This is a genomic window from Mucilaginibacter psychrotolerans (genome assembly GCF_004519315.1).
Classification (GTDB): Bacteria; Bacteroidota; Bacteroidia; order Sphingobacteriales; family Sphingobacteriaceae; genus Mucilaginibacter; species Mucilaginibacter psychrotolerans.
The window spans coordinates 183,558-208,446 of the sequence record NZ_SOZE01000001.1 but is presented as its reverse complement, the minus strand read 5'-3'; the positions used below and the strand labels follow the sequence as shown (position 1 = coordinate 208,446).

Annotated in this window: 24 protein-coding genes; 9 read left to right on the top strand and 15 right to left on the bottom strand. The window is 44.6% G+C overall.

The window, feature by feature from the left end; genetic code table 11:
• Positions 1-169 precede the first annotated feature (169 nt).
• The 3 genes from E2R66_RS00900 (at position 170) to E2R66_RS00890 (ending at position 1,601) form a co-directional block, all read left to right on the top strand.
• Entirely contained in the window at positions 170-841 is a 672-nt protein-coding gene (locus tag E2R66_RS00900) for a basic secretory family protein (protein WP_240049199.1), read from the top strand.
• Between the two features lie 75 nt (positions 842-916).
• Complete coding sequence (locus tag E2R66_RS00895; RefSeq protein WP_133230451.1) at positions 917-1,147, top strand: UPF0175 family protein; 231 nt, start codon at positions 917-919, stop codon at positions 1,145-1,147.
• On the top strand, positions 1,125-1,601 hold the full coding sequence (locus tag E2R66_RS00890; RefSeq protein WP_133230449.1) for a DUF3368 domain-containing protein: 477 nt from the start codon (positions 1,125-1,127) through the stop codon (positions 1,599-1,601). Before E2R66_RS00895 ends, E2R66_RS00890 begins: the two co-directional genes overlap by 23 nt.
• Before the next feature lie 86 nt (positions 1,602-1,687).
• Here E2R66_RS00890 and atpG read toward each other — a convergent pair whose 3' ends face one another.
• From atpG to E2R66_RS00850, 8 genes are all read right to left on the bottom strand, one after another.
• Positions 1,688-2,584 carry an ATP synthase F1 subunit gamma gene (atpG, locus tag E2R66_RS00885; RefSeq protein ID WP_133230447.1) on the bottom strand — a complete coding sequence of 299 codons (897 nt, stop codon included), beginning with the start codon at positions 2,582-2,584 and terminating at the stop codon, positions 1,688-1,690.
• 188 nt (positions 2,585-2,772) lie between these two features.
• The gene (gene atpA, locus E2R66_RS00880; RefSeq protein WP_133230445.1) at positions 2,773-4,347 is read right to left on the bottom strand and encodes a F0F1 ATP synthase subunit alpha; all 1,575 of its coding nucleotides are present in this window, start codon (positions 4,345-4,347) and stop codon (positions 2,773-2,775) included.
• Positions 4,348-4,379: 32 nt separating this feature from the next.
• The gene (gene atpH, locus E2R66_RS00875) at positions 4,380-4,928 is read right to left on the bottom strand and encodes an ATP synthase F1 subunit delta (protein WP_133230443.1); all 549 of its coding nucleotides are present in this window, start codon (positions 4,926-4,928) and stop codon (positions 4,380-4,382) included.
• Positions 4,929-5,003: 75 nt separating this feature from the next.
• Positions 5,004-5,495: a F0F1 ATP synthase subunit B gene (gene atpF / locus E2R66_RS00870; protein WP_133230441.1), complete on the bottom strand. Its 492-nt coding sequence runs from the start codon at positions 5,493-5,495 to the stop codon at positions 5,004-5,006.
• A gap of 94 nt (positions 5,496-5,589) precedes the next feature.
• Complete coding sequence (gene atpE, locus E2R66_RS00865; protein WP_091171878.1) at positions 5,590-5,799, bottom strand: ATP synthase F0 subunit C; 210 nt, start codon at positions 5,797-5,799, stop codon at positions 5,590-5,592.
• A gap of 47 nt (positions 5,800-5,846) precedes the next feature.
• Positions 5,847-6,956 carry a F0F1 ATP synthase subunit A gene (gene atpB / locus E2R66_RS00860; protein ID WP_133230439.1) on the bottom strand — a complete coding sequence of 370 codons (1,110 nt, stop codon included), beginning with the start codon at positions 6,954-6,956 and terminating at the stop codon, positions 5,847-5,849.
• A gap of 20 nt (positions 6,957-6,976) precedes the next feature.
• Positions 6,977-7,357 (bottom strand): hypothetical protein, encoded by a 381-nt coding sequence (locus E2R66_RS00855; protein WP_133230437.1) that lies wholly within the window; start codon positions 7,355-7,357, stop codon positions 6,977-6,979.
• Positions 7,354-7,584 (bottom strand): AtpZ/AtpI family protein, encoded by a 231-nt coding sequence (locus tag E2R66_RS00850; protein WP_133230435.1) that lies wholly within the window; start codon positions 7,582-7,584, stop codon positions 7,354-7,356. Before E2R66_RS00850 ends, E2R66_RS00855 begins: the two co-directional genes overlap by 4 nt.
• A 229-nt stretch (positions 7,585-7,813) precedes the next feature.
• Here E2R66_RS00850 and E2R66_RS29070 point away from each other — a divergent pair, with 229 nt between their 5' ends.
• The 5 genes from E2R66_RS29070 (at position 7,814) to E2R66_RS00830 (ending at position 15,874) form a co-directional block, all read left to right on the top strand.
• Complete coding sequence (locus tag E2R66_RS29070; protein WP_262710281.1) at positions 7,814-7,948, top strand: hypothetical protein; 135 nt, start codon at positions 7,814-7,816, stop codon at positions 7,946-7,948.
• Positions 7,949-7,969: 21 nt separating this feature from the next.
• On the top strand, positions 7,970-10,930 hold the full coding sequence (gene porW / locus E2R66_RS00845; RefSeq protein ID WP_133230433.1) for a type IX secretion system periplasmic lipoprotein PorW/SprE: 2,961 nt from the start codon (positions 7,970-7,972) through the stop codon (positions 10,928-10,930).
• Positions 10,931-10,936: 6 nt separating this feature from the next.
• Complete coding sequence (locus tag E2R66_RS00840) at positions 10,937-13,204, top strand: penicillin-binding protein 1A (RefSeq protein WP_133230431.1); 2,268 nt, start codon at positions 10,937-10,939, stop codon at positions 13,202-13,204.
• Between the two features lie 83 nt (positions 13,205-13,287).
• Positions 13,288-15,105 carry an excinuclease ABC subunit UvrC gene (gene uvrC / locus E2R66_RS00835; RefSeq protein WP_133230429.1) on the top strand — a complete coding sequence of 606 codons (1,818 nt, stop codon included), beginning with the start codon at positions 13,288-13,290 and terminating at the stop codon, positions 15,103-15,105.
• A 19-nt stretch (positions 15,106-15,124) separates the two neighbouring features.
• On the top strand, positions 15,125-15,874 hold the full coding sequence (locus E2R66_RS00830) for a YoaK family protein (RefSeq protein ID WP_133230427.1): 750 nt from the start codon (positions 15,125-15,127) through the stop codon (positions 15,872-15,874).
• Positions 15,875-15,984: 110 nt separating this feature from the next.
• Here E2R66_RS00830 and porN read toward each other — a convergent pair whose 3' ends face one another.
• The 7 genes from porN to E2R66_RS00795 form a co-directional block, all read right to left on the bottom strand.
• Positions 15,985-17,010 carry a type IX secretion system ring subunit PorN/GldN gene (gene porN, locus E2R66_RS00825; RefSeq protein ID WP_133230425.1) on the bottom strand — a complete coding sequence of 342 codons (1,026 nt, stop codon included), beginning with the start codon at positions 17,008-17,010 and terminating at the stop codon, positions 15,985-15,987.
• 10 nt (positions 17,011-17,020) lie between these two features.
• Complete coding sequence (porM, locus tag E2R66_RS00820; RefSeq protein ID WP_133230423.1) at positions 17,021-18,553, bottom strand: type IX secretion system motor protein PorM/GldM; 1,533 nt, start codon at positions 18,551-18,553, stop codon at positions 17,021-17,023.
• Positions 18,554-18,594: 41 nt separating this feature from the next.
• Positions 18,595-19,398, bottom strand: coding sequence for a type IX secretion system motor protein PorL/GldL (gene porL, locus E2R66_RS00815; protein ID WP_133230421.1), 804 nt, complete (start codon positions 19,396-19,398; stop codon positions 18,595-18,597).
• Between the two features lie 44 nt (positions 19,399-19,442).
• Positions 19,443-20,762, bottom strand: coding sequence for a T9SS ring complex lipoprotein PorK/GldK (gene porK, locus E2R66_RS00810; RefSeq protein WP_133230419.1), 1,320 nt, complete (start codon positions 20,760-20,762; stop codon positions 19,443-19,445).
• Positions 20,763-21,020: 258 nt separating this feature from the next.
• The gene (locus tag E2R66_RS00805) at positions 21,021-21,785 is read right to left on the bottom strand and encodes a uroporphyrinogen-III synthase (RefSeq protein WP_133230417.1); all 765 of its coding nucleotides are present in this window, start codon (positions 21,783-21,785) and stop codon (positions 21,021-21,023) included.
• A gap of 15 nt (positions 21,786-21,800) precedes the next feature.
• A complete protein-coding gene (locus E2R66_RS00800; protein WP_133230415.1) occupies positions 21,801-22,796 on the bottom strand; it encodes a DUF4271 domain-containing protein in 996 nt (331 codons plus the stop codon).
• A 100-nt stretch (positions 22,797-22,896) separates the two neighbouring features.
• A complete protein-coding gene (locus E2R66_RS00795; protein ID WP_133230413.1) occupies positions 22,897-23,343 on the bottom strand; it encodes a DUF1569 domain-containing protein in 447 nt (148 codons plus the stop codon).
• Positions 23,344-23,591: 248 nt separating this feature from the next.
• Between E2R66_RS00795 and E2R66_RS00790 the strand changes: the two genes are divergently transcribed.
• A complete protein-coding gene (locus E2R66_RS00790) occupies positions 23,592-24,863 on the top strand; it encodes a glycosyltransferase (RefSeq protein ID WP_133230411.1) in 1,272 nt (423 codons plus the stop codon).
• The last annotated feature ends 26 nt before the right edge of the window (positions 24,864-24,889 follow it).

Below are 24,889 nucleotides of genomic sequence, written 5' to 3'. Positions count from 1 at the left end.
ATTTGTTAAGCAAATCAACCGCATCAAAAACGCCTTTATAAATGAGCGATATGATATTTAATCGCGAATATACGTGCTTCAAAGAGCGCTTAAAGGGCGATAAATTAGCCGTGTTGTAAAATTCATGTTGAACAAATTTTAGTCATCTGCAAATATGTACTTTAGCATCATGACAAAAATAGCCCTTATCTTTTTAATATGCCTTATTGGGCAAACTGCCTTTGCTGCAGGCGATGAAATCATCAAAAAAAACGGTTATACGCTCATCGTATCAAGTAACGACGCGCATTTCGATAACGCCCTGAAAGAGAAACTCATCAACACCTTCTTTACCGTTTATCCGGGTATCGTAAAAGAATACAACAAGAAAAGTCTTAAGAAGGTTCGATTTTTTATCGATACCGCTTACCACGGCGTGGCCGCTACGGATAACGGCCGGGTCGTTTTCAGTTCGGCCTACATGACTGCCCACCCCGGCGACATTGATGTAGTTACGCATGAGGTGATGCACATTGTACAAGATTACGGCGATAGCAACGGCCCAGGCTGGCTCACCGAAGGCATTGCCGACTACGTGCGCAACGAGCACGGCATAGCTAACGAGGCGGCCAACTGGCGCCTACCTGCCTATAAAGCCACACAAAACTATGATAACGCCTACCGTGTAACTGCCCGCTTTTTGCTTTGGGTAGAAACCTATGTTAAAAAAGGCAGTGTGAAAAAGTTAGATGGCATTATGCGCAAGCATACTTATAATGATAATACCTGGAAGGATGTTACCGGGAAAAGTGTTGATGAGTTGTGGAAGGAATACGCAGTGGCGAGCCCCCCAGCCCCCTAAAGGGGGAGCTTTTCATTAGCCGTGTAGCTTGCCCTAAAAATTATTTTGTATCTTTATCATGCTTAATTTTTGTTTATGACCACAATGACACTTCAGGTTCCGGATGTTCTCGAAAAAGAGCATGACGAAACCGTCCGTTTTTTGGCGGCAAAATTATATGAGGCTGGTAAATTATCATTAGGCCAGGCAGCAGAAATGTGCGGTATGAGAAAGTGGGATTTTCCGGAGGTGCTTGCTCAATTCGATGTTCCATACTTCCAGTACACCGCTGAAGATGTAATCAATGAAGCCAATAGTATCCGCTAGGGCTGCTTTAGTTATTACGGATGCCAGTTGTCTAATTCTACTCGATAAGATTGGTCATCTTGATTTACTTCCCATATTATTTTCAAAAGTAATTACGACACCCGAAATAATTTCAGAGTACGGAAGCGCTGCACCTCATTGGATGCTAGTAATAACTGTTTTTAATAAAAAACTGCAAAGTCAATTTGCAGATATTGTTGATGCCGGAGAAGCCAGCGCGCTAGCTCTCGCACAAGAAATAACAAACGACTATGTGATAATCGATGATATGCAGGCGCGCAAATTGGCTGCAAAGCTTGGGTTAAATATTATAGGAACTTTAGGCATTTTGTTAAAAGCTAAACAAGCGGGATTGATAGCAGTACTGAAACCTGTACTTGAAAAAGTAGAAAAAACAAATTTCAGAACCACAAAAGCGCTAATTGAATCTATTTTACGATACGCGGGAGAATAGCATGAAGATGGCAAATCTCCTAACAAGAGAGGCTTTCCAAATGGAAAGCCTCTCTTGTTTATGCCATGGTGATCTTGTCGAACTTATCAACCACCTAGTGCAGCTGCACCGCTTACGATTTCGGTAAGCTCAGTGGTGATGGCTGCCTGGCGGGCCTGGTTGTATGAAAGTTTAAGAGCTTTCAACAAATCGCCGGCGTTTTCTGTTGCCTTATCCATTGCGGTCATACGTGCGCCGTGTTCAGATGCATTTGAATCTAATACTGCGCGGTATAACTGTATTTTAATGTTCTTTGGTATCAACTGCTCTACTATCTCTTCCTGCGAAGGTTCCAGTATATAGTCTACTTGTGCTTCAATCTTGCCTTTTACCTGTTCCTTTGGCTTAGCCTCAGATTTCGGTACAGGAAGCAATTGCTCAGTAATCAGGTATTGTACCGCTGCGTTACGGAAGTGATTGTACACCAATTCTACGCGGTCGTAGTCGCCATTTACAAAGCCCTGCATTATCGATTCGGTGATCTTCGATGCATTGATAAAGTTCAGATCCACGTACAGATCGTTATTGTTGCCAATAACGTTGTACTTACGGCGCTGGTAATATTCCTGGCTTTTTTTACCGATGGCTACGATAGATACATTGCCCGCCTTAAGCTGTTCGCTGTATTTCTCTGCGATGAGGTTATTGGCCGTTTTGATCACATTGGTGTTGAACGCACCAGCCAAACCACGGTTTGATGATACAACCACAACCAATACACGTACCGGCTCACGTTCCTGCAGGTATGGCGATGCGCCATCCTCTAAACTAGCCGATAGATTTGCCAACAAGTCTTTCAACTTATTAGCGTAGGGGCGCAATTGTACGATAGCATTGGTTGCTCTTTTCAGCTTTGCTGCCGAAACCATTTTCATGGCTTTGGTAATTTGCTGGGTAGAGCTTACTGATGATATCCTGTTCCTTACTTCTTTTAAATTAGCCATTCTTTTAAGATGTGCAAATTTTAGATGTGCAGATGTGCAGATGAATGCAGCATTACACGATTATTTAAATGTGCAAATTTCAGATATGCAGATGTGCAAATGATTGCAATGCTACACGTATATCAATATGCAGATGTATATTTCAGATGTGCACATAATTTGCACATCTGAAATCTGCACATCTGAAATTAATATTTCCCTGCCAGTTCTTTAGCTACCGTTTCCAGTACGCCGGTCAACTGGTCGTCGAATTTACCTGCTTTAAGGGCGGCCAACACTTCCGGGTGGCGTGCCTCTAACTGGCTGGTGTATTCGCTTTCGAATTCTTTGATTTTATTAACCGGTACGTTACGCATCAGGTTTTTAGTACCTAAGTAGATAATAGCAACCTGTTTCTCAACCGTTACCGGCGAGTACTGCGCCTGCTTTAAGATCTCTACGTTACGTGCACCTTTGTCAATTACGTTCTTGGTAGAAGCATCCAGATCGGAACCGAATTTAGAGAAAGCCTCTAACTCGCGGTATTGTGCCTGGTCAAGTTTCAACGTACCGGCAACTTTCTTCATCGATTTGATCTGCGCGTTACCGCCCACACGAGATACGGAAATACCTACGTTAATTGCGGGACGGATACCTGCCAGGAACAAGTTCGACTCCAGGAATATCTGGCCATCGGTAATCGAGATTACGTTGGTTGGGATATATGCTGATACGTCGCCTGCCTGTGTTTCGATAATTGGCAATGCAGTTAATGAACCACCACCTTTTACGATGTGTTTGATAGACTCCGGCAAATCGTTCATTTGCTGCGCGATGTTATCGTTAGCATTTACCTTTGCGGCACGCTCTAATAAACGGCTGTGCAGGTAAAAAACGTCACCAGGATAAGCCTCACGGCCCGGTGGGCGACGAAGCAATAAAGATACTTCGCGGTAAGCTACAGCCTGCTTAGAAAGGTCATCATAGATGATCAAAGCAGGGCGACCTGTATCGCGGAAGTACTCGCCAATTGCAGCACCTGCAAAAGGCGCAAAGAATTGCATGGTAGCAGAGTCAGAAGCATTGGCAGCAACAACAATTGAGTAAGGCATAGCACCGTTCTCTTCAAGCGTGCGTACAATGTTTGCAACGGTAGAGGCTTTTTGGCCGCAAGCTACATATATACAAGTTACCGGCTTACCGGCCTCGTAAAATTCTTTTTGGTTGATGATGGTATCGATGCAAACCGCAGTTTTACCTGTTTGGCGGTCACCAATAACCAACTCACGCTGGCCACGGCCAATAGGGATCATTGCATCGATAGCTTTGATACCTGTTTGTAGAGGCTCGGTTACCGGCTGGCGATAGATAACACCAGGAGCTTTACGCTCTAAAGGCATTTCGTACGTTTCGCCAAGGATAGGGCCTTTACCATCAATAGGGTTACCTAAAGTATCAACAACACGGCCAAGCATACCTTCACCTACGTTGATAGATGCAATACGATTGGTACGTTTTACGTTGTCGCCTTCTTTGATATCGTCAGACCTTCCCAGCAATACCACACCCACGTTATCTTCTTCAAGGTTCAAAACGATACCTTGCAAACCGTTATCAAATTCAACCAGCTCACCTGATTGTACTTTAGTTAGTCCGTAAACACGTGCAATACCGTCACCCACCTGGAGTACGGTACCCACTTCTTCTAATTCAGATTCTGACTTAAAGCCTGCTAACTGCTGGCGCAATATGGCCGATACTTCGTCTGGTCTTACCTCTACCATTTTTTGAATTTATTTTAGAGTTCTAATTTATTCTAATTTACTGCAACCTGTGCAAATTCTTTCTTCAATTTCTTTAAGCTGCTTAATACGCTGGTATCAACACGCCTGTCGCCTATGGTTAGTACAAAGCCGCCTATCAGTGCTTTATCAACCTCGGTATGTAACTTAATAGTACCACCAATCGCAGTCTGTATTTGGTTTGCCAATTCTGTTTTGTTAGCTTCAGACAGTGGCGTTGCAGAAACAACTTTAGCATAAGTAATGTGATTTTTCACATCATATAGTCCAATAAATTCCTGAGCTGTACCATATAACACAGCAGCACGACCTTTATTCACCATAATGTTGAGCAAAGCAATGCTTACTTTATTCATGCGTTTGCCGAATATCTCTGCCAAGATACTTACCTTTTTCGAATGTGAAATGATAGGGTTAGCCAAAACAGAATTCAGCTCCGGGCTTCCTTTCACAGTTTTATAAAAAAGGATCATATCATTCTTTACCTCCTCAAGCGCGTTTTGCTCCTGGGCAAGGTCAATCAATGCTTTTGCGTATCTTAATGCTACGGTTATTTCTGACATATCTTAGTTAATGGTGGGTGGTGAGTGGTGAGTGGTTTTAAAAGCCACCCTCTATTTACCATTCTCTACTCTCTACTACAATTTCACTTCTTTAAGCAAATCGGCAACTAATGCATCCTGTTTGCTGCTATCTTCAAACTGCTTGCGCAATACCTTTTCGGCTATCTCGAGCGATAAGCTCGCAACCTGATTTTTAACATCGGCCATTGCAATAGCTTTAAGGTTATTTATCTCTATGCGGGCAAGTTCTATCATACGTGCACCTTCTTTTTGTGCATTGTCTTTAGCGTCCGCTACAATCTGGTCCTTCAATACCTTAGCTTCTTTCAGTATCAGGTCGCGCTCGGCACGTGCTTGTTTCAAAAGGGCATCGTTCTCGTTAGTTAAACGGGCCATTTCATCTTTAGCAGCTTCGGCTTTCAACAATGCATCTTCAATTGAACGCTCGCGCTCGCTTATGGCACCCATAATAGGCTTCCAAGCAAATTTGGCAAGAATTATGAACAGGATAAAAAACGATACCGAGGTCCAAAATACTAAGCCGATCTCTGGGGTAACTAATTCCATTTCTATATAAAAGTTAAAAAGTCAATTCTTTAAAATAACCGTAGCTGCGGCCAATCGCAACAGCCTACGGTTAAGATTTTGCCGGGAGCAGATATTATCTTAAACCCAGGAATGATACAACCACACCGAACAAAGCAGCACCCTCGATAAGAGCGGCAGCGATGATCATTGCAGTTTGGATCTTTGAAGCAGCCTCTGGCTGGCGAGAAATACCTTCCATAGCTTTTCCACCTACCTGACCGATACCGATACCGGCACCAATTACTGCTAAACCTGCACCTAATGCAGCGATACTTCCAATCATTGTTTTAAAATTAAAGTGAATATATAATATATAGTTATTTGCAATTATTAGTGGTGATGTTCTTCAATAGCCGTACCGATGAACAACGCAGTAAGCAGGGTAAAGATAAACGCTTGCAACGCTGCCACAAGCAACTCAAGAACATCCATGAATACCACAAACGGTACCGAAACCAACGATACTGAAGCAGCCTTGAACACAAAGATGAGCGATATTAAGCTTAGTACGATGATGTGACCCGCAGTAATATTTGCGAATAAACGTATCATCAATGCAAAAGGCTTTGAGATAATACCCACCAGCTCTACCGGCCACATAATAGGATACAACCAAACAGGTACATCAGGCGCGAAAATATGTTTCCAGTAGTATTTATTCCCATTAATGTTAACCACAACCAGGGTGATAAAAGCCAGAACAAAAGTAACAGCTATATTACCCGTTAAATTAGCACCACCCGGGAAGAATGGAACTAAACCGATAAGGTTATTCACCCATATAAAGAAGAATACCGTAAGCAACAGGGGCATGAAACGTTCGTATTTATAACCAATGTTGGGGCGCGCAATATCATCACGAACAAACATAATAATCGGCTCGATAAACGACTGCAGGCCTTTTGGCGCTTTGCCTTCGCGCTTTTTATAAGCCGATGACACGCTCAGGAAGATAATGAAGATGATCAGCATAGACATCCACATACTTACTACGTTGCGGGTGATGGAAAAGTCTATCAGTTTTTTATTCAGGCTCAATACCGTGGCAGCTGGTAATAAATTATCAGTACCTTCAACTATAGCAACCTTATCTTTTACCAAACGATAAGTGTAATGTTTACCGGCAAAATCTTTATGCCCATGTTCGAAGTTTGCCGCAGAAAAAACTTCTAAACCCTTGTCGGTATAAAGTATTACAGGCAAGGCAATACTGGCGGTACCCCACAGGTGTATCGAGTGCGAATCGGCAATGTGTTCCAGTATAACTTCACTGGGGTTAAATGCTTCTTCATGTCCGCCTTCGGTGTGGGCAGGTTGTTCAGTTTCAGGGGCGTGTTCGGCCTGTGTAGCAAAGGTTTTACAAGTGCAAAAAGTCAAAAAAACGCCCAAAATAAGGCTTAGAGCAATTTTTTTTGATTTCAAAACGTGGCTAAAATGCATTGAATGAGTGTTTTTTACTTTCAATTTTGGTTGCGCAAGTTACGCAACAAAACATAAACTTCAAAGCCGGTATTTAGAAAATATAGATAAAAGAAGTTAGCTAAAAATGCGCCGTGCCCTATGTGTAGTTTTAACACAAAGATGAGTGCCAGCCCCATGCTCATCATCATCTTCACAATGGTAGCAATAAGGAAGGCCTGGGCATACATTTCGGGTTTTAAAAACCGCACTATTTGCATTCCCGTGAGTAACATAAAGGTAAGTACGCCAAAGAAGCCAAACAGCACCCAAAACTGCGGTATAAGCAGTGGTGCATAACCGCTATAAACCAGGCAAACGGGCAATAAGGCCAGCAGCACCAAAAAAATGCCTGTCTGTAAAAATGTTTTTAAAAACTTCACTTCCCTACCGTCCTTATAACTAAATAAAGTGAAGCAAAAACCCCGGCCAAAGACAACGCTGCGGTTACCCATTTAGTAGTATGCCCCGCACTTTCGTCAATTTTGTAGCCTGCAAAAGTAAATATACCTATAATGGCAATCATTTGAAAAGCAAGGCCCATGTATTTGGCATACGAACCGGCTTCTTTCGCACGTTTGTCTAATCTTTCTGGTTCATTTTTTGCCATGTCGCAAATTTATCAATCCTATTGCATACTATTTAGTATATTAGCGATGCTTTTTATAATACTTGGTTAGCGAGCAAATAACAAAGATTGACTGCGAAAATAATTTCTCGCAAAGCCGCCAAGGCGCAAAAGGAAGAAAAGGAACTGTTGCGTTTTTGTGGGAAAATCAAACTCTAACTGCATTATTATGGGGTTTATTCGTTATAACCGGGAGGATATTGATACTTTAATGAAATCTAAACCATTAACAAAAACCGACGTTAAGTTCCTTAAAGAGTTAAGGCAATCTGTAAAGGAAGTTAACCTATTCAAAGTCGGTAAACTCAATGGCAAACCGCTGGATACCTTGCTGAAACAATTATAATCCACCTATAAACATCATCTCTTGAGGCGCACATCTACCTGTATTTTATCAAAACAACGCATCCTTGCCTTATTTGCGCTTGTACTTATTATCGCGGGCTGTTCGCTCGAAAAGAAGAGTGCAGTTAACCGTGCGCTGCAAAACCTTACCGCGCATTATAATATCCTGTTCAACGCACGCCAGATACTACAGCAAAAACAGGAAGGCTACGCAACTGCCTTTGTAGATAACTACGCCGAACTGCTGGCCGTTTACCAGGATACCGTTGCCGGCGGCGGTGCACCCGATAAGGATTTGGATGCCGCCAAACAAAAGGCCAACGCCATTATCAGCATAAAAGAACAAAGCCATTACATACCCGATGCCTATTTGGTGCTGGGTAAGGCCAATTACCTCAACAATAACTATTTCGATGCGGTGGAGTATTTCAATTACGTTGTACTTACCGCCCGGCCCAAACAAACCCAGCTAAAGCAGGAAGCTTTGATGTGGAAAGCGCGCGCACTGCTATACCTTAATAAAATAGCCGAAGCGAAACTGGTCATTGATACTGCTATCCAAAACATCAATCCTAAGAAAAGCGTACCAGCAGATGTTTACGCTACCCTGTTACAGTACAATATAGCTATACAAGAATATCCCGTCGCCGAAGAAGCTGCCACAAACGCCATCAAGTACAGCCACGGCAACCTGCAACGCATGCGCTGGACCTTCATATTGGGCCAGCTGCAGGAACTGAACGGTAGACCCGCCGATGCCGCCGCCAGCTACGCCAGGGTAGCCAAAAGCAACGTCACCTTTGATATGGCCTTCAATGCCGATCTTAACCGCATCCGCATCGAAGACAACCGCAATGGGGTAAAGATAAGCCGACTAGACCGACTGCGCTCGCTACTGAAAAATCAAAACAACGCTGATTTTACCGACCAGATTTATTACCAGATAGCCCAGCTGCAATACGCCGAACACCAAACAGACGAAGCCATAAAAAGCTATAAACAATCTACCAGCTACAGTCAGCGCAACCAAAACCAAAAAGGCCTGTCGTACCTGCGGCTGGCTGATATCTACTTTAAAGACGAAGCCGATTACACCTTGGCCAAAACCTATTATGATAGTACCCTGGCTACCCTGCCGCCGACTTATCCGGGTTACATCACCATACAAAAAAAAGCAGATAACCTGCAACTGCTTACAGATAACCTGAAAACCATAGCCCGCGAGGATACCCTGCAGATGCTGGCTGCCCTGGACGAGCCCGACCGTATAAAACGAATTGACGAGATGGCTAAACACCAGGCCATACAAAAACAAACAGCAGCTGCTGCCCCTTTGGTAAATAACGGCGCGAACAATTCCCTTGTCGATCCCTTTACCGATACGCCCTCGCCGCAGGCCAGCGTACCCAATGGTGGTAACTTTTATTTTTACAATACCAATGCGGTAAGCCAGGGTTTCAGCGATTTCAAGCGCGTTTGGGGTAACCGTAAACTGGAAGATAATTGGCGGCGCAGCAACCGCCAAGGCAGCGATCTTACCACCAATACCCTCAACACCGCAAAAAACGTAGATGTAAACGCCCTGCCCGATTCTATGCAGCGCAGCCCCGCCGAGGTGGAAGCAAATAATTTTAAGCAGGATCTGCTGCAAAATCTACCATTAACGCCGCTTCAACTGGCGCAATCTAACATCAAACGGTATGATGCCTACCTGGCTATAGCCAATTTTTACCGCGACGTGCTGGATGATAAAAAGGAGGCCGCAGCAGCTTATGAAACGATATTGGCGCTCTTCCCCAATAATGATAGCAAGGCGGCCATCTATTATAACCTGTATCGTTTGTACAGCGAAAGCAATGTAGCCTTATCTGATAAGTACAAGGCCTTGGTGTTGAAGGAATACCCGGAAACGGCTTTCGCCAAAACCATCCTCGATCCTGATTACGGCAAGCGTCTTAACGATGCCGATACAGGCTTCGGCGTGCTGTACAACCAGGTTTACGACCTTTACGCCGCCAAAAAATACGCTGAGGTAATTACCTCGACCGATGGTTTATTGAAAACTTATCCTAATAACAAGTATGCATCGCAATTGGCTTACTTAAGAGCCTTTGCTGCGGGCCATCAGGAAAAGTTGGACCCGTTTAAGGCCGAACTGCAGCAAATAGCTTCAAAATACCCCGACGACCAACTGATAACGCCGCTGATAAAACAGCACCTGGCCTACACTGATGCCAACCAAACGGAACTGGCTGCCCGCACCTTCGTGATAACGGATAAAGACATTAGCGAGGGGCTTTTTACTATACCTATTGTTTATCAGCAGGAAAGCCCCTACCGCAAGCCCTATACAGGAGGCCCTATTACTATAGTGCCCGATGTGCGCAAGCCCGAGAAAAAACCGGTTGTGGCCCCGGTGGTAGTCGCCAAGCCGTTGCCGCCCACGGTTAAGAAACCGGATACCCTTGCAAAGATCGCTGTGCAGCAACCTGTTAAAGAGCCGGTAACTGCGCAACCAAAAGCCGATACAGTAAAGGCTCAGCCGGAAATTACCTTAGCCGCTCCCCCCATACAGCCGCCAACAACGCCGGTTGCGCTACCGGTTGTTAAAAAGCCATCAATTTTTAGCCTGCGCGATAGTACGCATTACTTCTTCGCGGTAAATGTGGCTTCGGGTACAACTAACTTGTCTTCCTCACGTTTTGGTTTTGGGCAATTCAATAGGGTGCAGTATCAGGGCCCAGCTATCAACCACAAGTTAAAAAGTGTGGGCAACGATAACCAGTTGATATATGTTGGCGGTTTTGCCAGCCTGGAAAAAGTTAAGCAATATGCACGCAGCATTGTACCACTGTTGCCCAATATTATGAAGGTGCCGCAGGATAAATACAGCTTTTTTATTATTACCGAAGAAAATCTGGATAAATTAGCCGACTCAAAAACATTGGATAGCTATATAGAATTCTATCAGCAAAACTATTAAGGTAAAATGATTATCACCAACAATAACCGCAACAATAAAAACAAGCTTACCACACAGGATATAAAGCGTTACAACTGGTATATATGGCGTTTTGTTATCGGCTGTTTCGCCATGTTCGTTATCCTGATATTGCTTGTGGCGTTCCAGGTGTTCGGTCCGCTACCGTCTTTCCGCGAATTAGAGAACCCCAAGAGCGATCAGGCTTCGCAGGTAATTTCTTCAGATAGCCAGGTAATAGGCAACTATTATGTAAAAAACCGCACCAGCGTTACCTATAAGCAGTTATCGCCAAACGTTATCAACGCCCTGGTTGCTACAGAAGACGCCCGCTTTTACGAGCATTCGGGTATCGACTTCAAACGCACGTTCAGCATCATATTGTATAACCTCATCGGCAAAAAGCAGGGCGGCAGTACCATTACGCAGCAATTAGCGCTCAACCTTTTTTCAGAACGTTCGCACAATCCGGTTAAACGTATCATCCAAAAACTGCAGGAATGGATAACCGCCGTAAAACTCGAGCGCAACTACACCAAGGAAGAAATCATCACCCTGTACATGAATACAGTAGATTTTGGCGCTTACAATACTTATGGCATCAGCGCAGCATCGCGCACCTATTTCAATACCACGCCAGATAAGCTTACACCAGATCAGGCTGCACTGTTGATGGGCATGATCAACGGTCCCGGCATTTACAGCCCGATCAATCACCCCGATAATGCGCTCAAACGCCGCAATTTCGTACTGCGCCGTATGTACGAAGAAAATTATCTGAGCCAGGGACAGGCTGAAGAATTCAAGAGTAAACCACTTGGCCTATCCTTTAAAATAACCGACCATAATGAGGGTATGGCTACCTACTTCAGGGCCGTATTGAAAAAAGAGGTGCAGAAGATATTAGTAGAGAAATCTATCCTGAAACCGGATGGCGTTACCCCTTACGACCTGGACCGCGACGGTTTGAAGATATACACCACCATCAATGCCACCATGCAGCAATATGCCGAAGATGCGCAACAGGAATATATGCGCAATCTGCAAAACCAGTTTAACACACACTGGAAAGGCATAAACAAGTATAAAGCGATCCCAACTTTTGCGAGTTTGCTAGATAAAGGCATGCATCGGTCTGACCGATACCTGAGCCTAAAGCAGCAAAATAAAACAGATGAAGAGATAAGGGAAGACTTCAACACACCTGCCAAAATGAATATCTTCACCTGGCATGGCGATATCGATACATTAATGAAACCTATCGACTCCATTGTTTATTGCAAAATGATGCTGCGCAACGCCTTGATGAGTATGGACCCTACCACAGGCTACATCAAAGCATGGGTAGGCGGTACCAACTTCGAGCACTTTAAATACGACCAGGTAAAAATGGGCACGCGGCAGGTAGGATCAACGGCTAAGCCATTTACCTACACAGTAGCTATAGAAAACGGCTTTTCGCCTTGCATGCAGGTAAACAACGTGCCAATCACCATAACCGGTTACGGTGCAGATTGGTCGCCGCGATCTTCGCCATCAGAAACCGTACCGGGGGTTATTACTTTGCGCACAGCATTGGCCCGGTCGCAAAACTGGGTTACAGCTTATGTAATGAACGAGGTAAAGCCACAGCCTGTGGCTGATCTGATAAAAAAGATGGGCATAACCAGCAATGTGCCCCCCTATCCTTCTATATGCCTGGGTACCTTTGATGCATCGGTTTTTGATATGACGGGAGCTTACAGCGCCTTCGCCAACGAGGGCGTTTGGACGGAGCCCACCTTTTTGCTGCGTATAGAAGATAAAAACGGCAACGTACTTTATAACAATACACCGCGCGTGGTGCAGGCCTTAAACCCACAGACTGCATATGTAATGACCTATATGCTTAAGGGTGTTATACAGGAAGGCACGGGCTATCGTTTAAGAAGAGATTATCATATGATGAACCCTATAGGCGGCAAAACCGGCACCACTAACGATAATTCTGACGGCTGGTTCATTGGCATAACGCCGCAGTTGGTTACCGGCGTATGGACAGGCTGTGAAGACCGCGACGTGCACTTCCGCAGCACACGGCTGGGCGAAGGTGCCAACACCGCTTTGCCTATATTTGCAGGCTACATGAAACGCGTTTACGCCAATAATAAACTTGGCATAAAAACCAATGTAGATTTCGTTCCGCCAAAAACCGGCGCAGCCATCACCTTAGATTGCGGTGCTTATAGCCAACAGCAAAAAGGAACCAACGAGGTAGATAAGAAGTTAGATTTTTAAGTTTGCAGTAGGCAGTTTACAGTTAGCAGGAAATTCAGTTTTGCAACTGCAAACTGCCCACCGCAAACTGCAAACTGAGCGCCATGGACAAATTCGATTACCGCGAAGCTTTAAAAAACATACCGCACAAACCCGGGGTTTACCAGTACTGGGATGTTGCGGACGAGCTGATATACATTGGCAAAGCTAAAGACCTGCGCAATCGTGTAGGTTCGTACTTTAATAAGGACACCCAGATAAATGCCAAAACGCGGGTGCTGGTATCCAAAATACGTAAAATAACTTTTACCATAGTTGATACCGAGGTTGATGCCTGGCTGCTGGAGAACAGCATGATCAAAAAACATCAGCCGCGCTACAATGTAATGCTGAAGGATGATAAAACCTACCCCTGGATCATCATTAAGAACGAGAATTACCCCCGCATCTACTGGACACGCCGTATCATACGCGATGGCTCAAAATACCTCGGCCCTTACGCTTCGGTGAGCATGATGCACACCATACTGGGGTTGATAAAGGAGACTTACCCCCTGCGTACCTGTAGCCTTAACCTTACCCGCCAAAACATTGAGAAGGGCAAATTTAAGGTTTGCCTGGAATACCAATTAGGCAACTGCAAAGGCCCCTGCCAGGATTATCAATCTGAAGCGGATTACGATAACAGCATCAACGAAATTAAAGATATCCTTAGCGGCAAAATAGGCACCGTAGTGCGCAATTTAAAAGCCGACCTGGAAAAAGCCGTAAGCGAACTGAACTTTGAGCACGCGCACCGGCTTAAACGCAAATCGGAATTACTGGAGAACTACCAAAGTAAGTCTACCGTAGTAAACTCCTCTATTACGGATGTGGACGTATTCAGCATTGCATCCGAGGAGAAATACGCCTTTGTAAACTACCTTAAGGTGATGAACGGTACCATCACCCAAACCCAAACTATCGAACTAAAAAAACGGCTGGACGAAACCGACGAGGAACTGCTCACCATCGCCATTACCGAGTTTCGCAGCCGGTACGAAAGCGATTCGAAAGAGATTATTGTTCCATTTGAAATAGACGTGGAAGACTCTAAAATTAAATTCACCGTACCTAAGCTGGGCGAGAAACGCAAACTGCTGGACCTATCGCAAAAGAACGTGATGTTCTTTAAGAAAGAGAAGATAGATCAGTACGAAAAGCTGAATCCTGATGTGCGCACAGACCGGTTGATGGAACTTATGATGAAGGAACTGCGCATGAACCGGCAGCCCCGCCATATCGAATGTTTTGATAACTCCAACTTCCAGGGCAAATACCCGGTATCGGCTATTGTGGTGTTTAAAGATGGTAAACCATCTAAGAAAGACTACCGCCACTTTAATGTTAAAACCGTGGTTGGTCCGGATGATTTTGCTACCATGGAAGAAGCTGTACACCGGCGCTACCGCCGCCTGCTTGACGAAGGCACCGAACTACCGCAGCTAATTATCATCGATGGTGGCAAGGGCCAGCTATCTTCGGCCATGAAGAGCCTGAAGTTGCTGGGGATAGAAAAGCAGGTTACTGTTATTGGCATTGCCAAAAGGCTCGAAGAACTCTTTTACCCTGGCGACCAGTACCCTATGTACCTGGATAAACGCTCGGAAACGCTGAAAATAATACAGCAGCTGCGCGATGAGGCCCACCGCTTCGGTATAACCTTCCACCGTAAAAAACGCGACAAGGGCACCCTGGCCACCGAACTGGAACTGATAGAGGGCATAGGCAAAACTACCGCCGAAAAGCTTCTGAAATACTTTAAATCTGTAAAAAAGATACGAGAAGCCAACGAAGAAATCCTGCAGGAAGTAGTGAACCTTAAGCAAGCGAAAGCTATTACCCAATATTTTAATCCCGCTGTGAGTGATATTGGTGCCTAAGTTTGCGTAACTTAACACTATGTTAAGGCACCTGGGTACCAAACGCACATATGCGCATAATTTCAAACTAGCCTCCCTTTTAGGGATCACGGCCGACTTTGTTAACGCAGCAGGGTTTTTAGCCTTCGGTGTATTAACTACAAACGTTACCGGGCACGCCGCGTTGTTTGCAGAGCGCATTGCGCTGCACGACTGGAAGACCGCCCGCGTTGTGGCGTTATGGATGTTTTTATTTTTGGCAGGAGCTTTTATTACCGGCGTAATTGTTTCGCGCGTTGGCCGTAATCAACGGTATTCTTACGTTATACCTATTTTAATAGAAATCCTGATTTTAACAGTAGTTGCAACCGGCGGTTTCCGCTACGATGGCAGCTTAATAGCGAAAGAGCTTTTCGCCGGAAGCTTATTATTTGCCATGGGCCTGCAAAATGCCCTTGTTTCGATGGTATCCGGTTCTGTTGTAAGAACTACGCATCTTACCGGCACATTTACCGATCTGGGTATTGACCTTGCGACCATCCTGAAAAAAAGCGATACAGACAGAACCGTTATCAAAATCAGGATAAAGTTACGGGTAGCTATTATCCTCTTTTTCATGACCGGGGCACTCGGCGGGGCGTACCTTTTTGGCTATTTCAGGTTCTATTCATTTTTTATCCCCTGCGCGCTTTTGTTATTCACGCTCGTATATGATGTTTTCAGGATAAAGGTTGCCCGCTATTACCGGCAGTTGCAAAATCACTACAGGCAAACCGGGCAAAACGAATAGTGCCAAAAATTACAGAGACAAATGAAAAAGCCCCTGCAAGTAATGCTTGCAAGGGCTTATATATTTTACATCGGCAACTAATCTCTAATCACCAACCTCCAGTCTCTAAATTAATATTGCCACAAGTTAAGTTCCCAATCCATCAATTTCTTTTTGATATTTTCAGATTCGTACAGCTTATCTATTCCTTGTGCATAATCGCGGATACGCTCGTCTTTGTCGTTAGATTGTTTTACGATGTAACTGGTAAACAAGCGTTTCATAAATACGTCGTCGAAGCTTAAGCCTGTAGCATCGTTGTTACGGCTAACGGCTTCTTTAACGGCCAATACCTGCCTGGCATCAGGGAAGTATATCCAGAATGCGGGTTGGTATTCGTTGTTGACAACTCCGGAAACTTTTAATTTAACCAATGGCGCTATGCCAATAATGCGTGGCTCGAAAATAGAACGTTGCCTATCGAACACCCAATCTTCCTTAATGCGGAACTTGATCAGGCTATCAGCCAAAAACTCGCCCGGAACTTCATGTGAGCCTGTTTTGTCGCCTGTTTTTGGGTCGATGATATCAACTACGGTGGGCGAAGCAAGCTTGCCGTGTGCCTGTACCGCAGTCAAGGGCTTAGAAAAGCCATCGCCGTTAGGATCTTCTACCGTACCACCTGTAGGGTCAAATGCGGTAAGCTCTCCATTATCTATAGCCGCCAGCAAGATATCAATAAGGCGTTGTTTTGGCGAATTGAGATATTGGTTCATCTTCTCGCGCATATCAATTTCACGCCAAATACGTTTTGCAAAAGCCACGTCAGATTCGCGGAGGTTGGCATAAGGGGTAACCTTTGCGCTCAGGATGTTGGTTTTTTTGTAGTAACCATCCAGCGGCCTGTCAAAAGGCTTCACCGGGCCGCCTGTCACTTTCCTGGTGGTATCCAGCACAGATGGTTGTTGCGCCGCGGCACCACCATTGGCACCCGCGCCTGCGGTAAGCGTATTATTTGGTTTACGGCCTGCGGCAGGCTTTTTTGTACTAGTCGTTTTGGCCTGCACTTTTTTCTTAGCTGCGGGTTTCTTTTTGGATTGCGCAAATGATAAGCTGCAAAGCAGGCAAAGCGCGATAACTAAAAATCTTGTTTTCATCTTCTAATCCTTAATTAGCCGTTAATACTATTGCGTCCAGGCCGCGTTGCGTTCCGTCTGGCCCAACAGCCAAAATATTTTGTATTACTACCGTAGTGCCCGGTGTTACGCTATTCATTGCGGTACGCATCTGCGCTGTCAACTCCGCACTTGTTGAAGTATAGCTAACAACATCCTGGCGCGGTTTAAGTATAATCAACGTAAACCTGGTTACTTCAAATTTTGCATCGAACTCGAATTTCTCCAGTTTGGCAAATACTCTATCCTGTGATCTTAAGTTAGCAGCGCCGGTGCTTCCGCCGCTGCGGCCCGCAAACTGCGGCTTTGGGTCTGGTATACGTTTTACACGGAATAAAGTTGAGCCTAAAAGCTGGCTTTTCCCGGGTGCTAGTTCGCCGGAAACCGAAACGGTTGCTTCGCCTTCAGAGCTAACTGTGGCGGTGTACTTTCCACCGCTTCCGCTAATGCTGCCACTAGAGATACTCACATGCAATTTCTCTTTAGGGATACCGGGAGCCGAAACCGAAATTGGGTTTGGCACGCCAATGTATAGCACGTTCATCTTATCAGGAGATACCACCGCCGATGGGCGTGCTACCTGGTAAGTTTGTGTTGGCGTATCGTATGTTTTTGTGGTGCCATCGGCCTGTTTAACTGTTACGTGACCAATCCAGGTAAAAACACCTTCGGCACCGGTGTTTACCGAATATTTACCCCGGCCATCAGATACTTGCAGATTAGAACCGTTTGCAGTTATGGTTGGTGTTGATTTAGAATCGGATGCTGTTAAAAAAACCTCCGCCGTGTACGGCTGACCTGCTATCACATAGCTTGATGGTGCAACAGCAACAGCACTAAATTTATCCAGATTAACTACGGCCTGATCTACCTCACCTAATATCTTTTTAACAATCTCATTCTCTGCGTTCTTAGTATCCGCCTTAATTTTTGCAAGGGTAGTCAATGTAGCGCCTAATGGTATACCATCGCCAAAGTAGGCTTGCTGCCATGTTTTTTTGCCATCCCTTCCTTTTGGCGGATCTTCTGCTGTAAGCGATAAATTAACACCTGTACGTTCTTTATCTGTAAGCAATGCTAGTAATTGGTTGCGGGTAGCATCTATTCTGTTACGCAGTTTGTCAGCGTTGCCATTGGCAATCATTACTCGCGGAGATATATCCAGATTGTCTCTGCCATCAACGTCCTGTATTTCGGGATTAATACCGCCGCCTTCTTTTATCAGTTGTGCAGTTAACCCATCTATATAATCAGTTAAATCGGTAGCCAACTTGCTAGCTTTTTTTGCTTTGTCGTAAACAGGCTGCGCTCTTTCCTTTTGCTCTTTTAGCTTTGTTTTCTCGAACGCTGAGTATGTATTATCTATACCTGTGGTTACATTCTTGGTAGACGTATTTAAACTATTCGTGATATTTTTGAATGCATCCAGCAAGCTATCCGGCACGTTTAAGGCAATTAGCCCTAAAAGCACCAGGTATAGTATACCTATCATTCGCTGTCTTGGGGTTTCTTTACCTCCGGCCATGCTCTTTTATGTATCTTATTAGGTAATATTAATAATATTGATTAACCACGTGGCTGGTTCATGGCGCTAAGCATGTTGCCGTAAACAGAATTAAGCGATGCGAGGTTCTTAGCCAAACGCCCAACCTCGTCTTTAAACTGACGCGAATCGTCTAAAGATTCGTTGAAATTGTTCATGGTTGAAGAAAGGTTCTTATAAAAGCTGTTCATGGCTTTAAGATGCGCGCTGGAATCCTGCAATTCCAGTTCATAAACGCCATTAAGTTCGGCAAGGTTCTTTGCCAGTTTATTCACCTGATCATGGTACGATTTAGAATCCGTGTTGGATGCAGCCATCTCTGATAAGTTGGCCGATGCTTTATCAAAAGCAATGCTTAAATTATCGTAGCTGGCAGTTGCTGCTTTAACTTTATTGGTAAAAGCAACTGTAGCTTCGCCTGCATCGGTTACGCGGGATATAGCGTGTACTTTATCTCCGAAATTTCTTAATCCTTCGCCCAGGCTGCTGATCAACTCGGGGCCTATCTTGGCATCTGTCATCATCTTATCCAACGCAGCAGTATTAGAAAAACCAGTGTTTGCCAAAACTGGTTTTGCAGATGATTTCGGCAACTCGCCGGAAAAATTTTCGTCAAGTTCGGGGTAAACGCGTACCCAATCGATATCTTTATCTTCGCGTTGAAAACCTAGCATAAAGAAAAGCAGAGCCTCTGCCGATAAACCGACAGTAATGAATTCAGTTGCGAATTTCCAGTGCTGTATCTTAAACAAAAGACCTATGATAACCACGGTAGCTCCCCATGACACGATATTACCTATTCCGTAAGGTTTTTTCTTCCCAGCCATAAATTTTTAGTAAAGTAAATTTTAATGATTTTTATAGTTTTTTATTAGCGCTTATCCCTGATATCGCGACCCAAATAATGAGACACGCAACGGAATCCGATGTAAGATTTAGCAGTATCCTGGTATTCGTAAGTACGGGTGGAGTTCTGTAGGAAGTAACCGATATCTTTCCAAGAACCGCCGCGTACAACCTTCCGTTTCAACACTTCCGGATCGTTTGGTTTGGCTTCGTAATTAAACGTAGGGGAAAGATCATGTACAAATGTGGTAGCAGATTCATCATAAGCCGACATCGTCCACTCGGCTACGTTACCTGCCATATTATATAAGCCGAAATCGTTGGGGAAATACGAGCGTACGTTTACTGTGTAAGCACCGCCGTCGTCGGTATAGTTACCACGGCCCGGTTTAAAGTTGGCCATTAGGCATCCTTTTGCGTTTTTAATGTAAGGGCCGCCCCAAGGGTAATCGGTACCTATCCTGCCGCCACGGGCAGCGTATTCAAATTCGCCATCTGTAGGCAGTTCAAATGGTAGATTAGCATCCTCGCCACGAGCGTGCTTAGCACCTTCGCTAAGGCGGGTACGCCATGCCGTAAAGGCCCTTGCCTGGCGCCAGCTAACACCTACTACAGGGTAGTTACGGTATGCCGGGTGCGAAAAATAACCCTCAACCATCGGCTCGTTGGCAGCGTAAGAAAAATCGCTCAACCAAACCAGCGTATCAGGATAAATTGGTACGGTATCGCGAAGGATGAAATCCGAGCGTTTTTTTGTTTTGTCGTTTTTGTAATTGGCAGCATCACGAAGCACTACCATGGAGAAGTTATATTTCAGCAAGCGTACATCGATCTCGTTACGATCGAAAACGCGGTCATCGCCCTGGTAATACAGACCTTGCAGCTTCTGAGCATTGGTGGATGCATTTTTTCCGCGCCTGCTAAAGATAGGATTACTGCGTACATAGGCCCAGTTAATGTATTTTTTACCGTTTGGATCGGCAGCGATGCCCTTTTTAGGCTGTAGATAATATTTTTGATCGTTAAGATAGTTGGTTATCGCTATAGAATCGCGTACCCAAAGCACAAATTGCTTGTATTTGGTATTAGATAACTCGGTTTCGTCCATAAAAAACGGAGAAATGGTAACCTGTTTGGTTTGTGAGGTTTGCGAAAAGGTAACATCCTGATCTGTTTGGCCCATAAGGAAAGTACCGCCTTTAATATACACCATATTCAGCGGCGTTGTTGCCCTGAAAGCGCGCTGGCGTACGCCAACAACCTCGCCATTGCCGGCACCGCCGGTACTACATCCTGCTAAAACGGAACCCGCTAAAACTACTATCAGAAAGTATAATTGCTTCATTTTTTATTAAAAATCGTTTACCTGCTATGAATTCAATGCATCGCAACGCACCTCCGAATATATTAAATATACTTCATTACAATGCAAAAATGTTTTAATTAACCAAGATAAGGCCGCTTAAAATTACAAATCGGCAAAAATCAGTTAATTATTTACGCGTGAATTAACAAGCCGCAACATCTATTTAATTGATAAATATTAGGGTGTTATACGCAGTAGTTCAATTTTTGTTGCGAAGGGTGTATGGATTAAATAAAATTATTTATTTACTTGTTTTACATACTGTTCTATAGCCATCGTCATGGATGGGGCGGCCGGGGTTGGCGCGGGGATATCAAGTATTAAGCCTGCCGCCAGCACCGCTTTGTGGGTAGTTGCCCCAAAAGCGGCAATGCGGGTGTTGTTTTGCTTAAAATCGGGGAAGTTTTGATAAAGCGACTGGATACTCGACGGGCTGAAGAACGCTATCACGTCGTAAAACACTTCGGCCAGATCGCTAAGATCGCTGCATACGGTACGGAACAGCACCGCAGGTGTAAAGTTATAGCCGTTATCCAGCAAAAACTTTTGTGTTTCTTCGGCGGCTACATCTGAACATGGGTAAAGGAATTTCTCGCCCGAGTGTTTCTTAAGCACCTCGGCCAGGTCGGCAGCGGTTTGCTTGCCAAAGAATATCTTGCGCTTACGGTATTGAATATACTTTTGCAGGTAAAGGGCAATGGTTTCTGAAAGGCAAAAGTATTTCATTTCTACCGGCACCTCGAAACGCATTTCCTCGCAAATGCGGAAAAAGTGGTCGGCAGAATTACGGCTGGTGAAGATAACGGCAGTAAAATCGGCCAGGTTTATCTTCTCCTTACGAAAATCTTTTGCTGGCACGCCTTCAACATGAATAAACGACCGGAAGTCGATCTTTAAATTCAGCTTTTTAGCCAGTTCAGCGTACGGATTTTTATCATTTTCAGGTTTTGGCAGCGTAACCAATATGCTCTTAACCTTTTTCTTTCTGTCTTCCAATGCTATACGTTATAAAACTAACTACTTGAAACCTATATTAAGTGCCTTTACCAGTATTAAAATCGGGCAAATTTCGAGGGCACAAAGATACGTAAATAAATAAAATTTATGAAATCGAAAATTTGAAATAATACCCACGCTGCTTCGCAGATACTGCCATATAAAAATTATCACGGTTAATAATAGTGTAATGGCCAACAGGTAAGGGAAAAACTTATCGGCAATTAGGCTAAAACACAAGGCCACAGGCAAAAACACAAACGTGATATTAAAATACGTTAACGATAGTGCTTTGATATACTCACTTACCACCTTATTGATATCGAAAACAAAGCCCAGAAATTTCAACACCAGAAATTTTACCGCGAATAAGCTTATTATGACTGCTGATAAGGCACCGAATAACTGGATACCGCTTATAGGATAATAAACTTTATAGTAGCCTGTGGTAAGTAAATACAAAAATATACCTAAAGTAAACCCAAAGAGCAGGAACAAGCCGATGAACGTCCAGGCGTTTATAGGGCTATCCTCCTTGCCGGCCTGGGTATTGGTTCGTTTGTAGTAGAAGGCCAAAAACACGTTGCTCATATCTTTTGCCGAATAAATATTAAGCACTGGTATGAACAAAATAAGCACCACGATAACGGCAATAACCCAAGGATCGCGCGAGGGCCGTACATGGCCATAGCCTTTTATACTGGGTTTGGTTTTAGAGGCCGATGCCAGATCGAGGTAATGGTTGCCGCTATAAACGGCGCTTCTTAATATACTATCTACAAATAAGTTGGTGCTGTTGCTATCCGGCCGACGCAGGTACACCATAGCAAGCGAATCGCCTACGATTTTTTCTTCCAGCGCCATGGCGTGGGCTACAGAATCGAGCACCGTCATGGGGCGTGGCATGCGTATATAATGTTGCGGGGTATCAGCGGGTGCGCCGGTGCTGTCCTGCTGCGCAAAAACGGCGGTACATCCGGCAAAAAACAGTAATATCGTACAAATAAACCTGCGCATGATATATCGCCCTGTTAAGGCGGTGCAAATTTACCTTATTAATTGGTGCTTATGCAAAGGTTATGTTAAATGTTTAAACAATTAAGCTTAGCATACTTGCCTAAACGTTAAACTGGCGCAGGTGATGGTCAATGTGTTTATAGGCGAGTTGGCCAATTTGCTGATGTGTCATTTTGCCAAAGAAAGGGTGCACGAAACCATGTATAGGATTTGCGGCATTGTAGTTTACAAGCTCCATGAATTTAGCTTTCTCTGCGGCGATATCCCCGGATGCATCCTGTACTATCGTCTCCGGTGCCGAGGGTGAGTTTCGCCTGATAGGCTCCTCATCTTTCAGCACGGCCTTTAATATTAGTTTGCCTATTATACGGCCAATAAATATCCGCTTAGCCTGCAAAGTGCCGTTTGCTAACTCTTCCCAACGCCGCAGGTGTTTAATCATTTGATAGGCGTTCATTTTACCCCATTGGGCAGGGCTGTGTTCATGCACGCTACTTACGCGTTTTATAAGCCCGTCTCGGGTTGCTTTATCAAGTGTGGTCTTCATTGGTTATTTGCGGTTTAATTAGATTTATAAAGCTACAGCTTAGCAGCTGGTGCTGTACGTGGTAATACGACAAATAAAGGGGCTAAATGCGGCAAAATATTTTTTTTTACGGCGATGGTTTTAGATGCAGGCTTATTACCTTGCGTAACGCTAATTTACTTATTGCTAAATCGTTTGTAGCCAGCGGTTATGGGTTTGCCTTACGGAACGCGAATCATAATTGAAATGAGCTACCCAACACCATTAACATGAATATCGGCATTTTTACGTACGGCACCCGGGGCGATGTACAACCATATATAGCCTTGGCGCTTGGGCTGATGCAAAAGGGGCACCAGGTAATGATAGCCGCACCTGAAAACTTCAAAGAACTCGTAGAGGAGTACGGGATAAACTTTCATGCGCTATACGGCAACGCAGAAACCATGATGAATTCGGCCGAAGGGCAATGCGTTTTACAAACGGAGAACACCATTAAACTGATGCAGTACTTTTTTAAGGTATTGCATGATATCAGGGTGCCGTTGCGCGAAAGCTACAAAGCAGGCTTCTACAAGGTGGATTGTATTATAGCCAACGCAGCCACGCTGCCCATCACTAGCGCCCTTGCCGAGAAACAAGGCAAAAAAATAGCGCTCACTTATTTTATGCCCCCGGTAGTGCCTACAACCGAGTTGCCGCTGGGCGATTTCGATTTCCTGAATTTCCCCTGGTACAATAAGTTGACTTATAAACTGGCGCATCTCTTTTTCTGGAAATTTGTGAAACAGGAAACCAACGAGTGGAGGCGGGAATTGGGCCTGCCGATCTTGAAGGAAAACCTGTTAACCCATGTAGAGAAGCAAAAGCCACTCGATTTGTATTGCATCAGTCCTGCGCTTATCCCCCAGCCCAAAGACTGGGAAAGCCACCATAAGATAACCGGCTTCTTAACCGTGCCGGAGCGCGTGCCCATAATTGCGGATGATGAATCGGTTATGGAGCTAAACAATTGGCTGCAACAAGGGGCTCCACCCGTTTACATGGGTTTTGGCAGCAACGGGGTAGGCAATACTGAAAAGTTCGTGGCCATAATAAACCAAATACTGAGCAGCACTACAGAGCGGATATTGTTTTGCAAGGGCTGGTCGGTTTTTGGCGATTTGCCCCGACACCCCAACCTATTTGTGGCCAAGTATGTGAATCACGCACAGATATTGCCAAAATGCAAAGCGGGCATATTCCATGGTGGCGCGGGCACGCTTGCGGCGATGTTAAGGTATAACCTGCCGGTAATCATCATCTCCTTTTACACCGACCAACCCACTTGGGGCAAGATTATCGAGCGCAAGCAATTAGGGGTACATATCCCGGTGAAAAAGCTAACTACAGATAAGCTCATATCGGCTATAGGCAAAGTTCAATCTGCAGCAATAAGAGCCAACGTGGAGATGATTAGCCAGCAGATAAGGAATGAGGATGGGCTTAAAAGAGCGGTGGAAGAGATGGAAGTCTTTTTTGGGAAATATAACCAAGCATGAGCTTCATCAGCTATCCAGAAATGCCG

Excerpts from the sequence above, each read along its gene's own strand:
- E2R66_RS00900 (WP_240049199.1), top strand. The coding sequence starts at position 170 with ATGACAAAAATAGCCCTTATCTTTTTAATATGCCTTATTGGGCAAACT.
- porK (WP_133230419.1), bottom strand. The coding sequence starts at position 20,762 with ATGAAGCAATTATACTTTCTGATAGTAGTTTTAGCGGGTTCCGTTTTA.
- atpG (WP_133230447.1), bottom strand. The coding sequence starts at position 2,584 with ATGGCTAATTTAAAAGAAGTAAGGAACAGGATATCATCAGTAAGCTCT.
- E2R66_RS00895 (WP_133230451.1), top strand. The coding sequence starts at position 917 with ATGACCACAATGACACTTCAGGTTCCGGATGTTCTCGAAAAAGAGCAT.
- E2R66_RS00890 (WP_133230449.1), top strand. The coding sequence starts at position 1,125 with ATGAAGCCAATAGTATCCGCTAGGGCTGCTTTAGTTATTACGGATGCC.
- E2R66_RS29070 (WP_262710281.1), top strand. The coding sequence starts at position 7,814 with ATGAAATCTAAACCATTAACAAAAACCGACGTTAAGTTCCTTAAAGAG.
- atpH (WP_133230443.1), bottom strand. The coding sequence starts at position 4,928 with ATGTCAGAAATAACCGTAGCATTAAGATACGCAAAAGCATTGATTGAC.
- E2R66_RS00795 (WP_133230413.1), bottom strand. The coding sequence starts at position 23,343 with ATGAAGACCACACTTGATAAAGCAACCCGAGACGGGCTTATAAAACGC.
- atpA (WP_133230445.1), bottom strand. The coding sequence starts at position 4,347 with ATGGTAGAGGTAAGACCAGACGAAGTATCGGCCATATTGCGCCAGCAG.
- E2R66_RS00790 (WP_133230411.1), top strand. The coding sequence starts at position 23,592 with ATGAATATCGGCATTTTTACGTACGGCACCCGGGGCGATGTACAACCA.
- atpB (WP_133230439.1), bottom strand. The coding sequence starts at position 6,956 with ATGCATTTTAGCCACGTTTTGAAATCAAAAAAAATTGCTCTAAGCCTT.
- atpE (WP_091171878.1), bottom strand. The coding sequence starts at position 5,799 with ATGATTGGAAGTATCGCTGCATTAGGTGCAGGTTTAGCAGTAATTGGT.
- uvrC (WP_133230429.1), top strand. The coding sequence starts at position 13,288 with ATGGACAAATTCGATTACCGCGAAGCTTTAAAAAACATACCGCACAAA.
- E2R66_RS00840 (WP_133230431.1), top strand. The coding sequence starts at position 10,937 with ATGATTATCACCAACAATAACCGCAACAATAAAAACAAGCTTACCACA.
- E2R66_RS00850 (WP_133230435.1), bottom strand. The coding sequence starts at position 7,584 with ATGGCAAAAAATGAACCAGAAAGATTAGACAAACGTGCGAAAGAAGCC.
- atpF (WP_133230441.1), bottom strand. The coding sequence starts at position 5,495 with ATGGAATTAGTTACCCCAGAGATCGGCTTAGTATTTTGGACCTCGGTA.
- porN (WP_133230425.1), bottom strand. The coding sequence starts at position 17,010 with ATGAAAACAAGATTTTTAGTTATCGCGCTTTGCCTGCTTTGCAGCTTA.
- E2R66_RS00800 (WP_133230415.1), bottom strand. The coding sequence starts at position 22,796 with ATGCGCAGGTTTATTTGTACGATATTACTGTTTTTTGCCGGATGTACC.
- E2R66_RS00830 (WP_133230427.1), top strand. The coding sequence starts at position 15,125 with ATGTTAAGGCACCTGGGTACCAAACGCACATATGCGCATAATTTCAAA.
- porL (WP_133230421.1), bottom strand. The coding sequence starts at position 19,398 with ATGGCTGGGAAGAAAAAACCTTACGGAATAGGTAATATCGTGTCATGG.
- porM (WP_133230423.1), bottom strand. The coding sequence starts at position 18,553 with ATGGCCGGAGGTAAAGAAACCCCAAGACAGCGAATGATAGGTATACTA.